Annotated in this window: 21 protein-coding genes; 14 read left to right on the forward strand and 7 right to left on the reverse strand. The window is 61.6% G+C overall.

The genetic code is table 11. The features are described 5' to 3' along the window. Positions 1–68 precede the first annotated feature (68 nt). Both BS630_RS11955 and ybaL read right to left on the reverse strand, forming a co-directional pair. On the reverse strand, positions 69–449 hold the full coding sequence (locus BS630_RS11955; RefSeq protein ID WP_077977578.1) for a hypothetical protein: 381 nt from the start codon (positions 447–449) through the stop codon (positions 69–71). Between the two features lie 54 nt (positions 450–503). Then, on the reverse strand, positions 504–2,324 hold the full coding sequence (gene ybaL / locus BS630_RS11960) for a YbaL family putative K(+) efflux transporter (protein ID WP_077977579.1): 1,821 nt from the start codon (positions 2,322–2,324) through the stop codon (positions 504–506). Between the two features lie 34 nt (positions 2,325–2,358). On the opposite strand from ybaL, the gene BS630_RS11965 reads away from it, so the two are divergent. Next, positions 2,359–2,658: a helix-turn-helix transcriptional regulator gene (locus BS630_RS11965; RefSeq protein WP_077977580.1), complete on the forward strand. Its 300-nt coding sequence runs from the start codon at positions 2,359–2,361 to the stop codon at positions 2,656–2,658. 65 nt (positions 2,659–2,723) lie between these two features. Here BS630_RS11965 and BS630_RS11970 read toward each other — a convergent pair whose 3' ends face one another. Next, positions 2,724–4,145 carry an ArnT family glycosyltransferase gene (locus tag BS630_RS11970; protein ID WP_077977582.1) on the reverse strand — a complete coding sequence of 474 codons (1,422 nt, stop codon included), beginning with the start codon at positions 4,143–4,145 and terminating at the stop codon, positions 2,724–2,726. A 637-nt stretch (positions 4,146–4,782) separates the two neighbouring features. Here BS630_RS11970 and BS630_RS11975 point away from each other — a divergent pair. The 13 genes from BS630_RS11975 to visR all read left to right on the forward strand — a co-directional run bounded on the left by BS630_RS11975 (position 4,783) and on the right by visR (position 17,046). Then, positions 4,783–6,417, forward strand: a complete 1,635-nt coding sequence (locus tag BS630_RS11975; RefSeq protein ID WP_077977583.1) for a globin-coupled sensor protein — start codon at positions 4,783–4,785, stop codon at positions 6,415–6,417. A 61-nt stretch (positions 6,418–6,478) separates the two neighbouring features. Further along, positions 6,479–6,775: an STAS domain-containing protein gene (locus BS630_RS11980; protein WP_003545491.1), complete on the forward strand. Its 297-nt coding sequence runs from the start codon at positions 6,479–6,481 to the stop codon at positions 6,773–6,775. Further along, positions 6,772–7,137, forward strand: a complete 366-nt coding sequence (gene cheY1, locus BS630_RS11985; protein WP_017958972.1) for a chemotaxis response regulator CheY1 — start codon at positions 6,772–6,774, stop codon at positions 7,135–7,137. Before BS630_RS11980 ends, cheY1 begins: the two co-directional genes overlap by 4 nt. A 17-nt stretch (positions 7,138–7,154) precedes the next feature. Next, a complete protein-coding gene (locus BS630_RS11990; protein ID WP_077977585.1) occupies positions 7,155–9,434 on the forward strand; it encodes a chemotaxis protein CheA in 2,280 nt (759 codons plus the stop codon). Positions 9,435–9,438: 4 nt separating this feature from the next. Beyond that, positions 9,439–9,906, forward strand: coding sequence for a chemotaxis protein CheW (locus BS630_RS11995; RefSeq protein ID WP_020048469.1), 468 nt, complete (start codon positions 9,439–9,441; stop codon positions 9,904–9,906). Continuing rightward, on the forward strand, positions 9,903–10,811 hold the full coding sequence (cheR, locus tag BS630_RS12000; RefSeq protein WP_018072553.1) for a protein-glutamate O-methyltransferase CheR: 909 nt from the start codon (positions 9,903–9,905) through the stop codon (positions 10,809–10,811). Before BS630_RS11995 ends, cheR begins: the two co-directional genes overlap by 4 nt. Next, positions 10,808–11,851 (forward strand): protein-glutamate O-methylesterase CheB, encoded by a 1,044-nt coding sequence (gene cheB, locus BS630_RS12005; RefSeq protein WP_017958976.1) that lies wholly within the window; start codon positions 10,808–10,810, stop codon positions 11,849–11,851. Before cheR ends, cheB begins: the two co-directional genes overlap by 4 nt. Further along, the gene (locus BS630_RS12010) at positions 11,852–12,241 is read left to right on the forward strand and encodes a response regulator (protein WP_003545503.1); all 390 of its coding nucleotides are present in this window, start codon (positions 11,852–11,854) and stop codon (positions 12,239–12,241) included. After that, on the forward strand, positions 12,238–12,792 hold the full coding sequence (gene cheD / locus BS630_RS12015) for a chemoreceptor glutamine deamidase CheD (RefSeq protein WP_077977589.1): 555 nt from the start codon (positions 12,238–12,240) through the stop codon (positions 12,790–12,792). The genes BS630_RS12010 and cheD overlap by 4 nt, the downstream gene beginning before the upstream one ends. Before the next feature lie 16 nt (positions 12,793–12,808). Then, a complete protein-coding gene (gene cheT / locus BS630_RS12020; RefSeq protein WP_017958978.1) occupies positions 12,809–13,198 on the forward strand; it encodes a chemotaxis protein CheT in 390 nt (129 codons plus the stop codon). A 207-nt stretch (positions 13,199–13,405) separates the two neighbouring features. Continuing rightward, on the forward strand, positions 13,406–15,097 hold the full coding sequence (gene fliF / locus BS630_RS12025; protein ID WP_077977590.1) for a flagellar basal-body MS-ring/collar protein FliF: 1,692 nt from the start codon (positions 13,406–13,408) through the stop codon (positions 15,095–15,097). Positions 15,098–15,544: 447 nt separating this feature from the next. Next, on the forward strand, positions 15,545–16,291 hold the full coding sequence (visN, locus tag BS630_RS12030) for a transcriptional regulator VisN (RefSeq protein WP_026154436.1): 747 nt from the start codon (positions 15,545–15,547) through the stop codon (positions 16,289–16,291). Positions 16,292–16,299: 8 nt separating this feature from the next. Beyond that, positions 16,300–17,046 (forward strand): transcriptional regulator VisR, encoded by a 747-nt coding sequence (visR, locus tag BS630_RS12035; protein ID WP_028740340.1) that lies wholly within the window; start codon positions 16,300–16,302, stop codon positions 17,044–17,046. Positions 17,047–17,135: 89 nt separating this feature from the next. On the opposite strand, the gene BS630_RS12040 is transcribed toward visR, so the two are convergent. The 4 genes from BS630_RS12040 to fliN all read right to left on the reverse strand — a co-directional run bounded on the left by BS630_RS12040 (position 17,136) and on the right by fliN (position 20,554). Then, on the reverse strand, positions 17,136–17,579 hold the full coding sequence (locus BS630_RS12040; protein WP_017958982.1) for a hypothetical protein: 444 nt from the start codon (positions 17,577–17,579) through the stop codon (positions 17,136–17,138). 5 nt (positions 17,580–17,584) lie between these two features. After that, positions 17,585–18,664, reverse strand: a complete 1,080-nt coding sequence (gene flhB, locus BS630_RS12045) for a flagellar biosynthesis protein FlhB (protein ID WP_026264917.1) — start codon at positions 18,662–18,664, stop codon at positions 17,585–17,587. Positions 18,665–18,897: 233 nt separating this feature from the next. Next, a complete protein-coding gene (gene fliG / locus BS630_RS12050) occupies positions 18,898–19,938 on the reverse strand; it encodes a flagellar motor switch protein FliG (protein WP_077977591.1) in 1,041 nt (346 codons plus the stop codon). A 28-nt stretch (positions 19,939–19,966) separates the two neighbouring features. Further along, positions 19,967–20,554: a flagellar motor switch protein FliN gene (fliN, locus tag BS630_RS12055; protein WP_077977593.1), complete on the reverse strand. Its 588-nt coding sequence runs from the start codon at positions 20,552–20,554 to the stop codon at positions 19,967–19,969. Between the last annotated feature and the right edge of the window lie 25 nt (positions 20,555–20,579).

Raw genomic sequence — 20,579 nt, forward strand, 5'->3', positions numbered from 1 at the left:
ATCGAGGGCCGGCGCTCGGGCGCTGGCGGCATGTCGTCAATGGTCGGAAGCGCCGATCGGCGCGAGCGTCAGGCAGCGACCGGCGGTGCGCGCGGCTGATGGGTCCTGGAGACTGCGGCATGAAGCGAAGCTTCAAATGCCGGAAAAGGGGCGGCAGTGGTCCAGCCGGAAAAATCGACGGCCGGGGCGGCGGCCAGGGCAGGCGGTCCGGCGTCATGCGCCGCCTGCTTCGGTGCAAGCTTGCGTTCAGTGGCGAGCAACCCGCGCACGGCATCGCGCGCAGTCAGCTGCGGCGGCTGCGGATCCCGATCGGAAGAGGAAAGCGTATTGGCGGCGGCGACCGGCGAGATCACCAGATTGCCGCCGAAAAGCAGGCCGAGATAGGCAAGGACGGCGACGAGGAGGGAGGCGGCGATACGGCTCGTCAGACGGCGCTGGTCCAGCTCCATCTTCCCCGTCTCGGTTATGTCACTCCCGTATCGGCTCAAAAGCGCGCCAATCTCTCATTCTCTTTCCGGCGGAGGGTCATCCGTCGGCATAATTGTATCAGGCCCATGCCCGTCTTCATAGGGCACACTCTCATGATGCACTTGAGCGAGCCGGTCAACCATGCCCAGCGCGATTTCACGCTCGCCCGTGATGACCGTGTCGGCGCCATATTGCTTCAGCTCATCGACCTCGGCGTCGGAATGGGCGCGGGCGACGATGAGGATCGAGGGATTGACGCTGCGCGCCTGCTCGATGATGCGGCAGGCTTCGAAGGCGTTCGGGATGGCGATGGCAATGCTGCGGGCGCCAGAGAGATTGGCAAGGTCGAGCGTTTCCCGCATCACCGCATTGCCCGACAGAGTTTCGATACCCTGCGCCTTCAGCTCGCCGATGCGCTTGTCGGAGTCCTCGATGACGAGAAAAGGTGTGGCTGACGACTTGAGATTCTGTCCGACGATGCTGCCAACCCGCCCGTAGCCGACGAGAATGGCGTGGCCGCTGAGAGCGGTCGGGTGCACCTCGTCGTCTTCGGGCAGCATCTCCTCCTGCGCTGCTATCGCATCCGCAACGGGAGCAGGGTCTGCCACGACGTCTTCGCGCTTTGCGCCATCCAGCAGCGGCCGCATGCGGTCGCAGAGGAAGAACAGCAGCGGATTGAGGATGATCGAGATGATGGCGCCGGCAAGGATCAGATCGCGGCCCTCCTCCGGCAGCAGGCCTAGTTCGACGCCGAGGGCGGCGAGGATGAAGGAGAATTCGCCGATCTGGCCGAGGCTTGCCGAAATCGTCAGCGCCGTGCCGAGCGGCTTCTTGAAGGCGAGCACGATCAGGAAGGCGGCGACGGACTTGCCGATGACGATGATGAAGATGGTGGCGAGGATCGGCAGCGGCTTGTCGATCAGGATGTTCGGATCGAACAGCATGCCGACCGAGACGAAGAACAGCACGGCAAAGGCGTCGCGCAACGGCAGGCTTTCCTGCGCGGCGCGATGGCTGAGCTCGCTTTCGGCAAGCACCATGCCGGCAAAGAAGGCGCCGAGCGCCAGCGACACGCCGAAGAGCTTCGCCGCTCCGAAGGCGACGCCGAGCGCGATCGCCAGCACGCCGAGCCGGAAGAGTTCGCGCGAACCGGTATGGGCGATGCGGTGCATCGTCCAGGGAATGAGCTTGCGGCCGAAAACCAGCATCAGCGCCACGAACAATGCCACCTTCACCAGCGTCATGGCGATCATGCCGCCGATGCCGAGATCGAGGCCGAACAGGCTGCTCAGCGCGGCCGAGAGCGGCTCGACGGGAGCGTGACCCTCACCGCCGATGCTGGCTGCGGCCGGGATCAGAACCAGCGCCAGCACCATGGCGAGATCCTCGACGATCAGCCAGCCGACGGCGATCCTGCCGCGCTCGGTTTCGACCAGGCGCCGCTCCTGCAGCGCCTTCAGGAGCACGACGGTGGAGGCGACTGAAAGCGCCAGGCCGAAGACCAGGCTGCCGCCGGTCGACCAGCCCATGAAGGCGCCGAGCCCCCAGCCGAGCAATGTCGCGAAAGCGATCTGCACGATCGCCCCGGGCACGGCGATGCCGCGCACCGACAGCAGGTCTTTCAGGGAGAAATGCAGCCCGACGCCGAACATCAGCAGGATGACGCCGATTTCGGCAAGCTCAGGGGCAAGGCTCTGATCCGCCACATAACCCGGCGTATGTGGCCCCACGAGCACGCCGGCGATCAGATAACCGACGAGCGGCGGCATCCGCAGCCGATGGGCGAAGGCCCCAAAGATGAAAGCCAGCACGATGCCGCCGACGATTGTCGAAATCAAGGGCGTATCGTGTGGCATCCTTGTCTCCCGATCTGGAAATCCCGTCCGTAATATGACATATATGGTCTATATCGACCAATATGGGCAACTTGAAATCATGGGTCAAGGCGCAAGGGAAACAATTCTCACCCCCGCTCTCTGCCGCGCGGCGCGGGGCCTGCTGGACTGGACCCAGACGGATCTTGCCGAGAGGGCCGCGGTCTCGCGCAGCACCATCCGCGATTACGAGGGTCGGCACCACGACATCCATCGGGCGACGGAGGCGCAGCTGCGCCTCGCCTTCGAGGAAGGCGGCGTCAAATTCGTGGAGATCGAAGGGACGGGCACCGGTCTCTGCCTACCCGCTGCATAATTCAAAGTGTTACAGCCTTTGCGCCTCGAGACGCGCGACGCTGTCATCGGGCAGGCTGAACCGGCTCAGGGCGCCAGGCAGGCGGCGGAGACTTTGTAGATGTGGAGCGCCTTGCCCTTGTAGTTGCCCTCCGTCGGCTGCCAGTTCTTCAGCACCTCGGGCGTCTCGGTGGCGCAGGTGAAGGGTCCGTCTGTCAGGAAAAGCACCTTGCCGGTGATGTCGGCAGGCAAAGCGAATTCCTGCTCGTAATAGCTTTCAGGAAGGCCCGCGGGCGCCCGCGCATAGATCCTGTAGGATGCATCGCGGAGCGTATAGAAAAGATCGGCGACCATATCGCGATTGTCGGTGACGATGATATCGGTGCCGGCTTGAGTTGCGAGTGCGGCGGCCTCGCGGCTGACCTCGGCGCGGCCGAGATAGCGCTTCATCAGCGCGTCGCCGTTCGGCAGCAGCAAGTGATGCGGAAAGATTGTCGCCAGAGGAAAGAGCAGGCTGGCGATGCCGTTGATGGTCAGCGACAGCCTGAGCCCCTTCGGCCACTTCAGGTAAAGCAGCCAGACGGCAAGGATGGTGCCGGCAACATAGGCGGTCACCGCCCAGTTGGCGTAAGCCTTGGCGACCGTTGCCTGCAGCGTGATCAGCAGCACTACCGGCATCGACAGCCAGACCAGCATCTTTTCCCGATCGTCGCTCTTGCCCCTGATCATGCGGTACACCGCCCAGAGCATCGCAAAGAAGATGATCGGCCCGACAACGCCGAACTGGGCGGCGAAGAATTCAAGCCCGCGACGGAGATTGATCCCGAGTTCGCTCCAATGGGCGATGTCCTGCGTATGCCGCACCGTCGTGTTGTCGTGCTGCAGGTTCCACCAGAGGTTCGGCAGGGCGACGACCGCCGCGACCGCGACCGCGATGATGAAATCGCGAATGGCGATGCGCGCCGCCGGAATGAGGAGGAGGGCAATCGCGCCGCCCGGAACGACGAATAGCACGGCATATTTCGTCAGGAAGGCGAGGCCGACGCCAAGGCCCATGACCAGCGCCAGCCCGACCGAGCGCCGCTGCGTCAAGCCAAAATAGGCAAGCAGGGCGATCGCGATGAAAAACAGCAGGATCACGTCGGTCGAGAAGAACACCGAAGAAAGCGCCACACCGGGGAGCGTGATGTAGGTGGCGCCCGTCCAGCCTTCGATCTCCGGCCCGACGAAACGTTTTGCCGTCTTCATCAATACCAGTGCCGCGGCCATGTGGATCAGCGGTCCGAGCAGCCTGATCCAATAGATGGCGTTGGAGCCGGAAAGCTCGGTCATCGCCCGGATTACCCACGCAATCATCGGCGGCTTGGAATAATAGCCGAGGTCGAGGTTTTGTGACCAGAACCAGTACTGCGCCTCGTCGACGAAAAGATCCGTCGCATCGAAATTGAGCGTGACGACGCGCCAGAGCGTGAAGCCAAGAACGATGAGGAGACCAGATCTGGGGGACATGAACCGATAGTTCCGCTGACATGAAAGGCGCGAGTGCGATACACCAAAGGCGCCGGACTGCCAACGGGCAAGGGTGGAGATTGCGACGCGCTTTAGAACACCCGAAGGGCGCGGATATCGCGGTTTGCGGCGAGGGAATCGAGGCGGGCGACGGCTGCAAGCAGCGTCATTGCAATCAAGCAGGCACCCAATCCGAGAACAATCATTGCTCTGTCCTTGTCGACGTCATGTCTTGGTTATCGACCGGCATATAACACGGAGCTTGCGTGTGCCTTGTAGCAGCCATGCAACTCCGCAACAGTATTTGCTGCGAACGGCCTTGAATTGCTTCAAAAGCCTGCACGGCGAAAGGCTTATTAACCTTCAGGCAAGGAATTAACCATAAACATTGATGTACACGTCGGAATGGGAAGATGCACTCGTTCCCACCAGGCATGACGCCGTCCCGCCGTACCGGGTTGATCCGGTATCCATCTCTTCAGACAGCTCCGAAACATAGCTGATCAGGGGGTTTCGATCCGCCGGTTGTAACCGGTGGTGAGAACCGTCTCCACGCTTCGCGTTCAACGGATGCTGCGCAAGTTTTTGGCCGGGCCTTCGCCCGGAAAGTGGTTGGGGACAGGCGTTGAGGCAGGACATGCCATCAGATCAGGCTCGTGGAGCGCAGGCAGGCAGCTTGCGCGACCGCCTGCGCTTTGCCGGTCTCGATGCCGACCAGTGCGAGCTGGTGCGCCGCAACCGGACGGCGCTTGAAGCGCATCTGAAGGCAGGCCTCAGGGATCTCTTCCACAGGTTCCAGTCATTCCCCGACGCCTCGCGCAATTTCGAGAGCGAGCGCCAGGTCGAGCGCCTGCACGATCTGCAATCCTCGCATTGGGACGTGCTGACGGATGCGCGGTTCGACAGCCTCTATGCCGAGCGCGTCAAGGTTCTCTCCGATACCGAAAGCAAGATGGGCCTCGACCCGCGCTGGCACGTCGCCGGCCATGGCGTTATGTTGGAACATGTCGTTTCCGGTCTCGCCGAAGAGATAGCCGGCCGTCCGCTGCTGCCGTCGGCCAAGCGTCGCACCCGCGAAATCTCCGATCTGATGACGGCGATCATCCGCATCGTCATGGTCGATGTGGAAATTGCCGTCTCGCTCCGCTTCAATGCGCTGCGCGCCGCCCAGAGCCGCGCGCTCGCCGATCAGCGCGCCGACAACGAGGCCGAGATCATCAGGATCTTCGGCGATGTCATCGAAGGTCTTTCCGCACGCGACCTGACGCGGCGCGCCCCCATCGACGGTGACGGCGCTCATGCCGGGATCGCCGCCGCGCTGAACGGCGCGTTGGATGGCCTCCAGGCCGAGTTTACCACTATTACCGAGCGCACGGCCAAGGCCGAAGCGGAGACAGGCTCGCTTGCCGGTCTGTCGCGGCAGTTCGCCGGCACGGCTTCCGGCCAGGCCGACCGGCTGCAGCTTTCCGCCGCTGCCCTTGCCGGCATCGCCGGCAGTGTCCGGAATGGCGCCGCCGACAGCCGCGCTGCCGAACAGGCGGCCGCCTCGACGCGCGCCGCCGTTGAGGAAAGCGGTGAGGTCGTCGGCCGCGCGATCAGCGCCATGGCCGATATCGAGCAGTCGGCCGAAAAGATCGGCCAGATCATCGGTGCGATCGACGAGATTGCCTTCCAGACCAATCTTCTGGCGCTGAATGCCGGCATCGAGGCCGCTCGCGCCGGCGATTCCGGCCGCGGCTTTGCCGTCGTCGCCCAGGAAGTCCGCGCCCTTGCCCAGCGTTCGGCTGAAGCCGCCCGCGAGATCAAGACCCTGGTGACGACGACTAAGGCGCAGGTCGATGCCGGCGTGCAGATGGTCGGGCGCACACAGGATTCGATCGGCAGCATCGTGCGTCAGGTCACCGACATCAACGCCGCCATATCAGGCATCGCCACCCGAACCGGCGAACATGCCGCAAGCCTCGACAGCGTGACAGCCGACGTCAAGGGCCTGGGTAGCGAGGTGGCCGACAGCGCCGACCTTGCGGAGCGCTCGACCGAAGGCGCCGACCACCTCCACACCGTCATTCTCGAGCTCGGCCAGACGATTCGCGAATTCCGCATCGCCCGGGAAAACGCCACAGCCGGGCGCCCGGCGCCGGTGCGCGTGACACCGCCGCGCGCCCTTGAGGGCGCTACCCGCCCGGCACCGGTCGTGGACGAATACAAAAATGACGATTTTGGCCTTCCGCAAGCGTTCGCAAACGTCGGAGGTGGGCGGAATGTTTACTAACCTATCGGATGATTGCCTCAGCTCGTCTTCGGGCCGGGGATAAGGGGATAAGGAAAAGCTGATGGCAGCAAAGAAGAGTGGCAAGACGCTGGACTTGACGGCGGTGCTCGACCTCAACGAGGCTTCCGCCTTGCGCGATAAACTCCTCTCTCTCCGGGGCAGCGGTCTTTCGATAGACGCTTCCGGCGTCGAACGGATCGGTGCTCTTTGCGCCCAGGTTCTGATGTCCGCCGAGAAGACCTGGGAGCAGGACAAGCAGCCGTTCACCTTCTCCAAGGTGTCCGACGCATTTCAGAAAACCATGCAGCTGGTTGGCGTCAATATTGACCACCTGCTTGCCAAGGAGATCCGGCAATGAAGAAAAAAGTGCTGACCGTGGATGATTCCCGCACCATCCGAAACATGCTTCTCGTGACGCTGAACAATGCCGGCTTCGAGACGATCCAGGCGGAAGACGGCATCGAGGGCCTCGAGATCCTCGAAGAGTCCAATCCTGACGTCATCGTGACCGACATCAACATGCCGCGCCTCGACGGTTTCGGCTTCATCGAAGGTGTCCGCCGCAACGAGAAATATCGGGCGATCCCGATCCTGGTTCTGACCACCGAAAGCGACGCGGAAAAGAAGAACCGCGCCCGCCAGGCTGGTGCCACGGGCTGGATCGTCAAGCCTTTCGACCCGGCCAAGCTGATCGATGCCATTGAGCGTGTAACCGCTTAAACCCAGGATTTGCTCCTATGGATATGAACGAAATCAAAGAGATCTTTTTCCAGGAGTGCGAGGAACAGCTCGCCGAGTTGGAATCCGGTCTTCTGAAATTGAATGATGGCGATCGCGATCCGGAAACCGTCAATGCGGTGTTCCGTGCCGTGCATTCGATCAAGGGTGGCGCCGGCGCCTTCGGCCTTGACGATCTGGTCGCCTTCGCCCATGTCTTCGAGACCACTCTCGATTGCGTTCGATCCAACAAGCTTGAGCCGAGCCAGGATGTCCTGAAGGTGATGCTGAAGTCGGCCGACGTGCTCGCCGACCTGACGAATGCTGCACGCGACGGCGGCAGCGTCGATGAAAGCCGCAGCCGCGGCCTCGTCAAGGAGCTCGAGGCGCTGGCCAACGGCGAATTGCCGTCTCCCTCTGCGTCAGCCGAGGCGCCTGCGCCGAAGACCGCCGCAAAAGTTGCTCCGGCCGCTCCGGCGCCGACCTCCAAGCCGACTGACGACAGCGGCTTCCAGCCGGTCCCCTTTTCCTTCGACGATTTTGGCGGCGAAGACGATGCGGGCGGCATGCCGACCTATGAAGTCATCTTCAAGCCGCGCTACGAACTCTATTCAAAGGGCAATGACGCCACCCTGCTGCTGCGTGATCTCTCGCGCCTGGGTGAAATGACGATCTATTGCAATACGGATGACTTGCCGGGCCTCGAGGAACTCGACCCGGAAGGCGCTTATTTCTTCTGGAACGTCACGATCAAGACGGACAAGGGCGAGGACGCCATCCGCACCGTCTTCGAATTCGCCGAGTGGGATTGCGAGCTGACGGTCAAGCCGGTCGAAGAAGCAAGGGCCGGCGCCACCAGCAACGACGAACTGCCGATGGTGCCGGTTCCCTTCGATCTGTCGATCCTGGACGAAACGGGCGCAATGGAAGAAGTTTCCGCCTCGGACGCGCGGGAGACGGCCGCAGCCGTTGCTGCCGCCGAGACTGCCTCCAACGTCACGCAGATGGTCGCCGCCCGCGTCGAGAAGAAGGAATCGGCAGCCGCCGCAGCGGCCGCAGCAAGTGCCGCCGCCCAGAACAATGCCGCCGGCGCCGGCCAGACGATCCGCGTCGATCTCGACCGTGTCGATCGCCTCATCAACCTCGTCGGCGAATTGGTCATCAACCAGGCGATGCTGTCGCAGAGCGTCATCGAGAACGACACGACCGGCACCTCTTCGATCAATATGGGCCTCGAGGAGTTGCAGCAGCTCACCCGCGAGATCCAGGACTCGGTCATGGCCATCCGCGCGCAGCCGGTGAAGCCGGTCTTCCAGCGCATGTCGCGTATCGTTCGCGAAATCGCCGACATGACCGGCAAGTCGATCCGCCTGATCACCGAGGGTGAAAACACCGAAGTCGACAAGACGGTGATCGACAAGCTCGCCGAACCGCTGACCCACATGATCCGCAATGCCGTCGACCACGGCATCGAAACGCCCGAAAAGCGCGCAGCCGCCGGCAAGAACACCGAAGGCACCGTCCGCCTGACCGCCAAGCATCGTTCGGGACGCATCCTGATCGAGCTTGCCGACGACGGCGCCGGCATCAACCGCGAGAAGGTCCGCCAGAAGGCGATCGACAACGACCTCATCCCGGCCGATTCCAACCTGTCGGACGAAGAAATCGACAACCTGATCTTCCTGCCGGGCTTCTCGACGGCCGACAAGATCTCCGACATCTCCGGCCGCGGCGTCGGCATGGACGTCGTCAAGCGCTCGATCCAGGCGCTCGGCGGCCGCATCAACATCACCTCGAAGCCGGGTCACGGCTCGGTCTTCACCATGAGCCTGCCGCTGACGCTCGCCGTCCTCGACGGCATGGTGGTCACCGTCGCCGGCCAGACGCTGGTCGTGCCGTTGACGGCGATCGTCGAAACCCTGCAGCCGGAAGCGGCCGCGATCCACTCCTTCGGTGCGAACCACCGGTTGATCTCGATCCGCAACAGCTTCTGCCCGCTGGTCGATGTCGGCCGCATCCTGAACTTCCGCGCTACCCAGGCCAATCCGGTCGAGGGCGTGGCGCTTCTGGTGGAATCCGAAGGCGGCGGCCAGCGCGCCCTGATGGTCGACGCCATCCAGGGTCAGCGCCAGGTGGTCATCAAGAGCCTGGAAGCGAACTACACCCATGTGCCGGGCATTGCCGCCGCCACCATCCTCGGTGACGGGCGCGTCGCTCTCATCCTCGATGTCGACGCGGTCGTCGGTGCCTCGCGCGGCCAGTCGCTCAAAGCGGAAATGTCGTTAGCAGCGGTGGGATAAGGGAATGTCGTACACTGTAAAAAATCTGAACGAGGGGGATCGCGAGCTGATCGCGTTCCGCATCGGGGATCAGGAATTTTGCGTGAACATCATGTCGGTTCGCGAAATCCGCGGCTGGACCCCGGCAACCGCGATGCCGCATTCGCCTGGCTATATGCTGGGTGTCATCAACCTGCGCGGCGCGGTGCTGCCGATCATCGATCTTGCGGCCCGGCTCGGCATGAAGCCGGCCGATCCGACTGCCCGACATGTCATCATCGTCGCCCAGGTCCGGCGCAAGGTCGTCGGCCTGCTGGTCGATGCCGTTTCCGACATCCTGACGGTGACCGAAGAAACCATTCAGCCGACGCCCGAGATCACCTCCGAGCTCGAGCGTCAATTTGCTCGCGGCGTTCTCGCCATCGAGAAGCGCCTGATCTGCCTGATCGAACTCGAATCCCTCTTTCCAGAGACCGAAAGCGAAGCCGCATGAGTGTAATGGGCGCAAAAGATCAGAGGCAAGGATCCGACGAGGTCCTGGCGAGCGGAGAATATCCGCTGACGCGCCGCGACCTCACCGAGATCGCTGCGATGATCTATTCAGATGCCGGCATCTTCCTCAACGAGACCAAGGCGTCGCTCGTCTATTCGCGCCTGTCGAAGCATATTCGCAATCTCGGCCTGTCCGGCTTCCGGGAGTATTGCGACCTCGTCGCTTCGCCGGCGGGTGCTGCGCCGCGTCGCGAGATGCTTTCGCATCTGACGACCAATTTTACCCGTTTCTTCCGCGAAAACCATCATTTCGACCATCTGCGCGACCATGTCCTGCCGGAGCTTCTGCAGCGGGCGAGATCGGGCGGCAGGGTGCGCATCTGGTCGGCCGCGTCCTCCGACGGGCAGGAACCCTATTCGATCGCGCTGACGGTGCTGTCGCTGATGCCGAATGTCGCCGATTACGACTTCAAGATCCTGGCAACCGACATCGATCCGAAGATCCTCGCGATCGCCCGGGCCGGCGCCTATGACGAGAGCGCGCTCGAAACCGTATCGCCCGCCATGCGCAAGCAATGGTTCAGCGAAGTCGAGGTGCAGGGCCGCCGGAAGTTCCAGGTCGACGACCGCGTGAAGCGGCTGATCACCTACAACGAACTGAACCTGATGGCGCAATGGCCGTTCAAGGGCAAGTTCGACGTCATCTTCTGCCGCAACGTCGTCATCTATTTCGACGAGCCGACGCAGATGAAGATCTGGCAGCGTTTCGCCGGTCTGCTGCCGGAGGGCGGGCATCTCTATATTGGCCATTCCGAACGTGTTTCGGGCGAGGCAAAACACGTCTTCGACAATATCGGCATCACGACCTATCGCTATACGGCCAAAGGTCTCGGGAGGAAGGCATGAGCGCTCCGGCAAGGGTTCTCGTTGTTGACGACTCGCCGACGATGCGGGGGCTGATCACCGCCGTCTTGAGTTCCGATCCCGAGGTCAACGTCATCGGCCAGGCCGGCGACGCGCTGGAAGCGCGCGAGGCGATCAAGCGGCTGAACCCCGACGTCCTGACGCTCGACATCGAGATGCCGAACATGAACGGCCTCGATTTCCTCGAAAAGATCATGACGCTGCGTCCGATGCCGGTGATCATGGTATCCACGATGACCCATCGCGGCGCCGAGGCGACGCTTGCGGCGCTGGAGATCGGCGCGTTCGACTGCGTCGGCAAGCCGGCGCCGGGCGAACTCAGGCCTTTCGGCGACCTCGCCGAAAAGGTCAAGGCCGCCGCACGCACGCAACGCCAGTATTCCCAGCCCGTCGCCGCCGTCGCGCCACCACCCTCGGTCGCCGATTTCCGCGTCGGCCGCAAGATCGTTGCGATCGGCTCGTCGACCGGCGGCGTCGAGGCACTCATTGCCGTGCTGCAGAAATTTCCGGCGAATTGCCCGCCGACCGTCATCACCCAGCATATGCCGCCGACCTTCACCAAGAGCTTCGCCGAACGGCTGAACCGCCTCTGTGCGCCGGTGGTGCAGGAAGCGACCGATGGCGCCCGGCTCGAAATCGGCAAGATCTATCTGGCGCCCGGCGGCGAACGCCACCTCCAGGTCAGCGGTGCCTCGGCGCCTTGCTGCCGTCTCATTGACCGCGCGCCGGTCAACGGTCACCGCCCCTCGGTGGACGTGCTGTTCGATTCGGTCGCGGAACTGGCGGGCCGCAATGCCGTCGGCGTGATTTTGACCGGAATGGGCCGCGATGGCGCCGCCGGATTGTTGAAAATGCGCCACGCCGGCGCCAGAACGCTCGGCCAGAACGAAAAAACCTGTGTCGTTTACGGAATGCCAAGGGTTGCTCACGAACTTGGCGCCGTTGAGCAGCAGCTGCCGCTGTCTGCCATCGGTGAAGAAATATTGAAAATGACAGCCGCCCGAAAGGAAGGGACCGAATAAATGTCGCTCGCGGAGAAAATCAAAGTTCTGATCGTCGACGATCAGGTAACGAGCCGGTTGCTGCTCAGCGATGCGCTGACCCAGCTCGGTTTCAAGCAGATCACGTCGGCCGGTGACGGTGAGCAGGGCATGAAGATCATGGCCGAGCAGCCGCACCACCTGGTAATCTCGGACTTCAACATGCCGAAGATGGATGGCATCGGCTTCCTTCAGGCGGTGCGCACCAACCCCAACACCAAGAAGGCGGCCTTCATCATCCTGACCGCCCAGGGCGACCGCGCACTGGTGCAGAAGGCGGCCCAGCTCGGCGCCAACAACGTGCTCGCCAAGCCGTTCACGATCGAGAAGATGAAAGCGGCCATCGAAGCCGTGTTTGGAGCCCTGAAATGATCACTGAGGGGGCAGCCCGCCGCGTGCACATCATTCAGGGCGAGTATAAGGTTCTGAACGATCCGAATGCGGTCCTCTCGACCATTCTCGGTTCGTGCGTGGCTGCGTGCCTCAGAGATCCTGTCGCCGGTGTCGGCGGTATGAACCACTTTCTGCTGCCCGGTTCGGCGACGTCGCCGACGTCAGGCGGCGATGCCACGCGGTACGGCGTGCATCTGATGGAACTGCTGATCAACGGTCTCCTGAAGCAGGGCGCCCGGCGCGACCGGCTGGAGGCAAAGATCTTCGGCGGCGCGAAGACGATCTCGACATTCTCCAATGTCGGTGAGCAGAACGCGGCCTTCGCCGTGCAGTTCCTGAGGGATGAAGGCATTCCGGTGGTCGGTTCCTCGACCGGCGGAGAGCATGGACGCAAGCTTGAATATTGGCCGGTCTCCGGTCGTGCCCGGCAATACCCCCTGACCGGCGCCGAAACGCAGAGAACCGTCGCTCTCGAGCAGCGCCCCGCCACTCCGCAGAAGCCCGTCGAAACCAGTATCGAATTTTTTTGATGGCGAGGATTTTCATATGACATTTACCCAGATGATGGAGCCGCCTGCGCCTGTCGAAGCGCTGAGCGACATCCTGATGCGCATCGTGTCCGAACTGCACGATGTCGCCTATCTCATCGAGCGTATCGAGCCGCAGCTTCTCGACCTCGGCGGCGCCGAAATCCTGAATTCGCCGGATGCCATGAAGGTCATGCAGGGCATCGATCTGGCTGTGCAGAAATCACGCGGCCTTGCAGAATTCATCGACACCATCACCGGCGAAATCCCGCACGGCTGGGCAGTCGACGTCGCAACCGCGCTCAGCCTCGTCAAGCTGGCGGAGATGCAAAAGGCATTGGGCGGCGCCACACGTCACGGCCACTCCCAGCCATTGAGCAAGGCAGCCGGCGACTTCGATTTCTTCTAGAACGACCCGTTTTTCTCCGAGTCACGGAAACGCTCTCTCTTTGTTCTAGCGCAATTCCGGACGCAACCGCTGCGCACTTTTGCTGGAATTACTTTAGGCCTTTTCGCTCCCGCACGCTCTCACGAAACGCTCGCACAAGTTTCGCCGACTATTCGTCAGATGAGGCAATAAGCCTGCTTTGTCTTTGACGGATCGTGCGAGAACAGAATGAATCTGTTAAATCAATTAGTTCAGATCTTTAAGAACTTCGGTTCCCTGGGCCGAACACGCCTGATGATTCTCGGAGGTGTCGGTGCCGTCTCCATCGCAATCGTCCTTGCGGCCGCCCTTTTCGTCAACAAACCGGCACAGGAAACGCTCTATGTCGGTCTGGACTCGCCGGATCTCAACCAGATCAGCATGGCGCTTGCCGAAGCCAACGTCGATTTCCAGGTTGGCACGGACGGCTCCAGCATCAGTGTTCCCGCGGGGATGACGGGCAAGGCCCGCCTGATGCTTGCCGAGCGCGGCCTGCCGAACAGCGCCAATGCCGGTTACGAACTCTTCGACAATGTCGGCTCCCTCGGCCTGACCTCCTTCATGCAGGAGGTAACGCGGGTTCGAGCGCTGGAGGGCGAAATCGCCCGCACCATCCAGTCGATCTCTGGTATCACCGCCGCGCGCGTTCATATCGTCATGCCGGAGGTCGGAAACTTCCGGAAGGCGGAGCAAAAACCGACCGCATCCGTCATGATTCGCGCGAGCGCCACCACCGGGCGGAGCGCGGCGACCTCGATCCGCCACCTCGTCGCCTCGGCCGTGCCGGGGCTTGACGTCGATGACGTGACGATCCTGGATTCCGCCGGCCAACTGCTCGCTTCCGGCGACGAGGCGAGCAACAGCTCGCTGAACCGCTCGCTCAACATCGTTCAGAACGTTCAGCAGGAAGTCGAATCCAACATAGACAAGGCGCTGGCACCCTTCCTCGGCATGGACAACTTCCGCTCCAGCGTCACCGCCGATCTCAACACCGACGCCCAGCAGATCCAGGAAACGGTTTTCGATCCTGAATCCAAGGTCGAACGCTCGGTCCGCTCGACGAAGGAAGCCCAGCAGTCGCAGCAGAAGCAGTCCGATAGCGCGACGACGGTCGAACAGAACATTCCGCAGGCGGCTCCCGAGGCCGGCGGCTCCGCCGGGCCTGAATCGCAGGACAAGTCCGACAAGCGCGAAGAGCAGACCAACTACGAAATCAACAGCAAGACGACGGCGACGACCCGCAGCAGCTATAAGGTCGAAAAGCTTTCGATCGCCGTGGTGGTCAACAAGGGCCGCATCGCCAAGATGGTCGGTGAGCCCGCCGATCAGACCAAGGTCGACGCCTATCTTGCCGAAATGCAGAAGATCGTCGCGTCGGCGGCCGGCATCGACGCCAAGCGCGGCGACGTCGTCACCGTGACGGCCATGGACTTCCTCGAGAACCAGTTGCTCGAAGACGCCACCGGCGGTGTCCGCGTCATGGACATGCTGAGCCGCAACCTTGCCGGCATCATCAACTCGCTCGCCTTTGTCGCGGTCGCCTTCGTGGTGGTCTGGATGGGCCTGCGGCCTCTGGTGCGCAGCATCAACGGCAACGGCAGCTCCGCGGCTTTCGGCGACGCGACGCCGGAAGCGGCCGGCCTCGAGCTTCCGGACTTCGCGCCTGCATCGGCAGCACCCGGCGGCGCTCTCATGGACGGCTTCGGGTCCGACTTCGGCTTCGACAGTACCGAAGACCTGCTCAGCCTCGGCGACGACGATGGAAACTTCAATCGCCGTGTCAAGGAAGGTCCGGAACGCAAGCTTTCCCGTATGGTCGAGATCAACGAGGAACGCGCCGCGAAAATCCTCAGGAAATGGGCGATCGACGAAGCAGCGTAAAGGAAAGGCCGGGCAACCGGCCTTTTTTCATATCGGTACCAAAGCTGGATTTCCTGACCGCTGTTGCTGAAAACCATGACCGGCTATGTGAGAGACTTGGGGCATGACAATCAGGGTTGGGAATTCGAACAACACTATAGACCCGACTCCTTAAATGCGGCTGTAACGCGACATGATGAGAGGGATTCGCGTAAAACGCGAAGCTGGTTGCGATGCCGCCAGAATCACCTTAGCCTCCTTAGATCTTGAAGGCTGGAACGAGTGGTCGAATCAGTGCATTGGCGACAGCGAAAGTAAATCCCTAGAAGTCGGAGATGGTGATTTGCATCGGCTGGCTTACCCTTAGGTGATTCGAAATGGGATTCGAGCGGGACTTGACCTGAATCCTTTACAGAAAAAATGCTGTTGCACCGAGTTCGATCGTTTCTCAGCCGCAGGACATTGCCAATGGATATGAATGTAATTCAGGCGAGCAAAGGCGAGAGGCATATGGCGAATTTCGCGAGTGCGGTGGTGCCGGATCTGCTGCCGCGCGATGAGCTGCTCCAGCGCCTCCACGGCGTTGCCAGCACCGGCAGGTTGCAGTCTGGTCTGCGCGCTCTGACGGATTACGTGGGTGCTTCGCACTACCTTCTGGCGCGCTGCGATCTCCTTCAGGAAAGTGGCCTCGATTTCATCGTTTCGTCGGACTGGCCTTTCGATCTGGTCAGGGACATCGCCAATGATCTGGTCCGCGGCTATGCCCGCTCGACAGAGCTGGAAAAATGCATGCAGGTCTTCCAGCCGAATTTTGCTCTTCTGCCTGACAGTGCCGAGATTCCGGATGGCGCCAGCCGCCAATATTGTTCGGTGACCTTCAATGTCGGCCGGTCGCGGCTGGCCTTGATGTTCCTGTTCGGCGAGGGGTTCATCCTTTCGCCGGAGCGCCTGCGGGACGTAGGCCTGCTTGCAGGTTATGTCGCGAGCTTCCTGCGCTGCGGTGGTACGAAGGTCGATCGCGATTTCGAATTGACCGACCGCGAGCTGGAATGCCTGTTCTGGATCGCCGAAGGCAAGACCAGCGACGAGATCGCGATGATCCTCGGAATCTCTCGCAATACCATCAACAACTACATCACCAGCGTGATGCGCAAGACGGCGACCAAGACCCGGTCCGAGGCCATTGCCTTCGCCGTCCGCAATAATCTCGTATAGGGGGATCTATGGGCTATCCAGCAGGCAGGACGATGAGCAGCGCCGAGCAGCTGCGCACGGTGCGTGTGAACAGGATTTCCAGCCGGTCCGATCTTTTTCCGCGGCTGATCGCGATGCAGAAGCTCGCCGATGCGCAAGGCTTCGCGATCTTCCGCGTCAGCGGCTCGGGCCTTCCGGCAAAGCAGAGGCTTGTCTGCGAGCTTGAGAACTGGGGTTCTTCCAATGCCGGTTTCGGCAAGGCCTTCACGGATGCCTACGGCGATATTCTTCTCGATCATATCGACAAGTCGCTGCTGCCGCTCTCATGGGCCGGCGGTTACGACCGTGCGGCACCCGGTCCGGCAGACTTCTCGCCGTTCATGACGCGACTGCAGGACGGTATTCTGCCCTTCTCCGGACTTGCCTTTCCGGTGCGGCTCGGCGCCGTCGGCAATGGTTTCATCCTTTTCACCGGCGATGAGATCGACCCTTCGAGCGATACCATCGTCGAGCTGCACGGTCGCTGCTGCCACATCATGATGGACCTGCTCTCGCTCGACGAACGCCGCACGGCTGCCGCCGAGGCGCTCAGCGAACGCGAGATCGCCTGTCTGCAGCTTGCCGGCGACGGCCGCATCAGCGAAGAGATTGCCGACAAGCTCGGCCTGTCCGTGCACACCGTGAACGCCTATCTCGGCTCGGCGACCATCAAGCTCGATTCCGTCAATCGTATCCAGGCGATCGCTAAGGCGATCCGGCTCGGTTATATCAGCTGAACCCGCCCAGTCCTTGACCGCAACGGACGCTGTCAAGCTTTGACTTGTTGTCCAAGTCGAAATGAAAGCGCGATTGTCTCGAAAGAAAGTCAGCCGGCCAGCGCCTGAGGCGGCTGGTTCACGCTGTAACGCGCTTCCCGAAGGCTCTTTTTGAGGAAGATGGTATTCTCGTCAGGATCGGCCGAGGGCTCCTGGAAAGCGATATGGCTGATCTCGATGCCGGCGTGATCTTCGGCAAGGGTGAGCTGCGCGTAAACGGTGACGCCGCGCGGCTTGATTTCCAGATCGAGAACGACTTCGGGCTTGCCGCCCCACTCCAGAGTATAGTTGCCGCCAAGGCCGAAATTCACCGTGCCCGGATGAAAGAAAAGCTCCGCCGCCGAAGCGACGAGATCGGAAAGATTGCCGTAATACTCGAAGCGCAGCAGTGAAATAAGGTCAGAAGCATCCAGAAGGCGTAGTTCAGTGGCGACCGGGCTGATCGCGTCTGCGAGGATCTTTTCACGCTGGGTAGAGTGGGGGCATTTTTTCATTCGGCTTATCTTACCCGTTTGTTCTTGGCGTCCGCAGCGTAGACCCGGTGGATGAGCTCCGCTACCGCCTTATAGAAGACTGACGGGATGACACTATCGATCGAGACTTGCGCAAACATGGAGCGTGCAAGCGGCGGATCTTCGAACACCGGTATGCCGTTCTTCTCGGCGATCTCTCTGATTTTGAGCGCAATCAGGTCCTGACCCTTGGCCAGCACCACCGGCGCGTCGTTCTCTTCGCGCGCGTAACGCAGCGCCACCGCATAGTGCGTCGGGTTTGCAATCACCAGCGTCGCGCGGTCCACGTTGGCGATCATGCGCCGGCGCGCCCGGTCGCGCATCAGCGAGCGCTGCCGGCTCTTGACCAAGGGATCGCCCTGCGCCTGCTTGTTTTCTTCCTTGACCTCGTGCCGCGTCATCTTCAGTTCGGTGAACCAGTGATGGCGCGTCCAGAAAAGATCGGCGATCGCCACGATAGCCGTGGCGATCAGCATGACGATGATGATCTTGCGCATCGCCGCCGTCACGCGCACGAGGATCGTTTGCGGATCGGAGAACATCGCGTCGATCGAGCCGAAATATTCGCTCCTGAGCACGAAGAACAGGATCACCCCGACGACGACCACCTTGAACAGCGACTTTCCGAATTCGACCAGGCCGGGCACGCTGAAGAGCCGTGACCAGCCTTTGATCGGCGAGATACGCGAGGCCTGCGGGCGGATGCGCTCAAGCACCAGTGTCGGCAGATTCTGGAAGACGGAGGAGGCGACGCCGAATACCATGAACAGGATGAAGGCGGGCGCCAGCAGCGCGGCACTTGCCCAGCCGATCCGGACGAACAGCGCCAGGACATCCGGCCCCGTCTCGATCTTCCACTGGTCGGGCTGTTCGAAGATGTCGCGCAGCATTTCACTCATGCGCCCGACGCTGTCGGGAAGGAAGAATACGAGGTAAATGAAGGTCGCAAGGATGGTCGCAAAGATCGAAAGTTCGCGCGAAGACGGCACGTTGCCCTTTTCCGCGGCATCGCTTTGCTTTTTCGCGGTTGGGGCTTCTGTTTTGCTGTCCTTGTCATCGTCTGCCAAGTCGCGGCCCTCCGTCAAAGAAATAGGCCGCGCCTAATGCATGTCGCCCAAAAACGTGCAGCTCTTTTGGGATGACGACATGCATCAGAACAAAGACCTAAAGCGCGTCGCAAGAACCGAGTTCTATGCGACGCGCTCTAGAGCACGGTCTATTGTTGGAAGGGTAGTCGTCTGTGACACGGCGATCAACAGCCGCCTTTCGGCATGCCGGATTTGTCAACAGTCTCGACGTTTTAGGCGGCCGCCGAAGCGTCGCCTGCCTTTTCCTTGAGCTCGATCTGGCCGGAATTGGCCAGGCGAATCGCTTCCTGCGCCACGGCGCGGCGGGCAATCGCGATCTCGCGCGGATTGACGCCGCCCATGCCGCTCTGCAGATCCGATTCGATCATGCGGCGCTGGCGTGGGCTGATGGCGGAGAGAACCGATTCGCGGATCTCGGGCGGCGACCCGCGTAGCGCGACGGTGAGCACGTCTGTCGAGATGTCGTTGAGCAGCATGACGCGGCTGCGCTGCGGCATGTACATGAGGTCCTCGAACAGGAAGATCTTCGGGCGAACCTTGTTGACCGACTCGCGGCTGATCGATTCGAGCGAGCTGAGCAGCGTGTCGACCTGCGGCTTGTCGAGTTCGTTCATGAGATCGGCAACCTTCGTCGAGCCGGCTGCATTGCGCTCTGCCTCAACCTCGGCAAGCAGCGTCATGACCTGGTTTTCGATGATCTGCGCAGCCTTCGGGCTGACCGCCTTCATGTTGACCGTTCTGTTCATGATGTCGGCGCGGCGGTTGTCGGGAAGCTGCAGCAGCACCTTGGCGCCGAAGGCGGAGGGCATCATCGAAAGAATATAGGCGACGGTCTGCGGATGTTCGCGCAGCAGGAACTGTGCGATGAATGTCGGCTCCGCCTCACTGAGGCGATCCCAGATCGAGGTTTCGTAGGCCTGGAATGCGGTGCGGCGGCCGAGCAGGCTGTCGACCTCGTCGGGCGTCAGGCCTTCTTCAAGAATGGCCTCGATCGCCTTGGCGTTGTCCATCAGTCCGGCGCCCTCGGTGAAGAGGTCTTCGAACTCGGAGACGAGCAACAGGAGCTCGTCCGGCGGAATAGCGCGCAGCGACTGGGCGGATGAGATAATGGTCTGCAGTTCGGCCTGGGTGAAATATTTCAACAGCCGGCCGGCGACGCCCTTTCCCATAGCGAGAAGAACAGCCGCCGCCTTTTCAGCCTGGGTCAACGGTTTCCCGGCTAGTGCGCCGCCGAAATCGTCAAAGTCCATCATGGTCTAACCTCTCCGTCCCACACAGGGATCAGGCTTTTTTCGTACTCAAAACTTCAATCAGTTTCACACCGAATCGCGTGTCGTCGTTATCAAGCACCGTAATTTCGCCGCGGGCAATCCTGCGGCCATTCACCATGATCTCGACCGGTTCACCGATCTTCTTGTCGAGGGCGATCGTCGCCCCTTCATTGAGGTTCATCAGGCCGGAGACCTGCATGCGGCTGGTGCCGAGCATGATCTGGACGTCGATCGGGATGTCCATGATCAGGTCGAAGTTGGAATTCAAAGCGCTGCCGAGCGGGGCCGGCGACGCCTCGAAGGAGGGGTTGCTGCCGAAATCCATGCCGGCCGCCGGGTCGGCATCGCCGCCGCCGAAGTCGCCGCCGAAATCGTCGCTGCCAAACGGAGTTTCCGAAGTCTCGCCGCCAAAGGCCGCCAGGTCCGTTCCTGCTGCGAAGGGATCGCTCTGCAGGTCGCCGCCAAACTGCGACAGGTCGCCATCGGCATCCTGCTTCAGCACGCCGCGCAGATCGTCGATCGCCTGGTCGAGATCGGCTTCGCTGCCCGGAAGATCCAGGGAGAGGTCGCTGTTCTGCTGTGTTTTCTTCGTAGCCATGAAATCACTATTCCAGTTGAAACTT

Source organism: Rhizobium laguerreae (assembly GCF_002008165.1).
In the GTDB taxonomy this organism is placed as follows: Bacteria; Pseudomonadota; Alphaproteobacteria; order Rhizobiales; family Rhizobiaceae; genus Rhizobium; species Rhizobium laguerreae.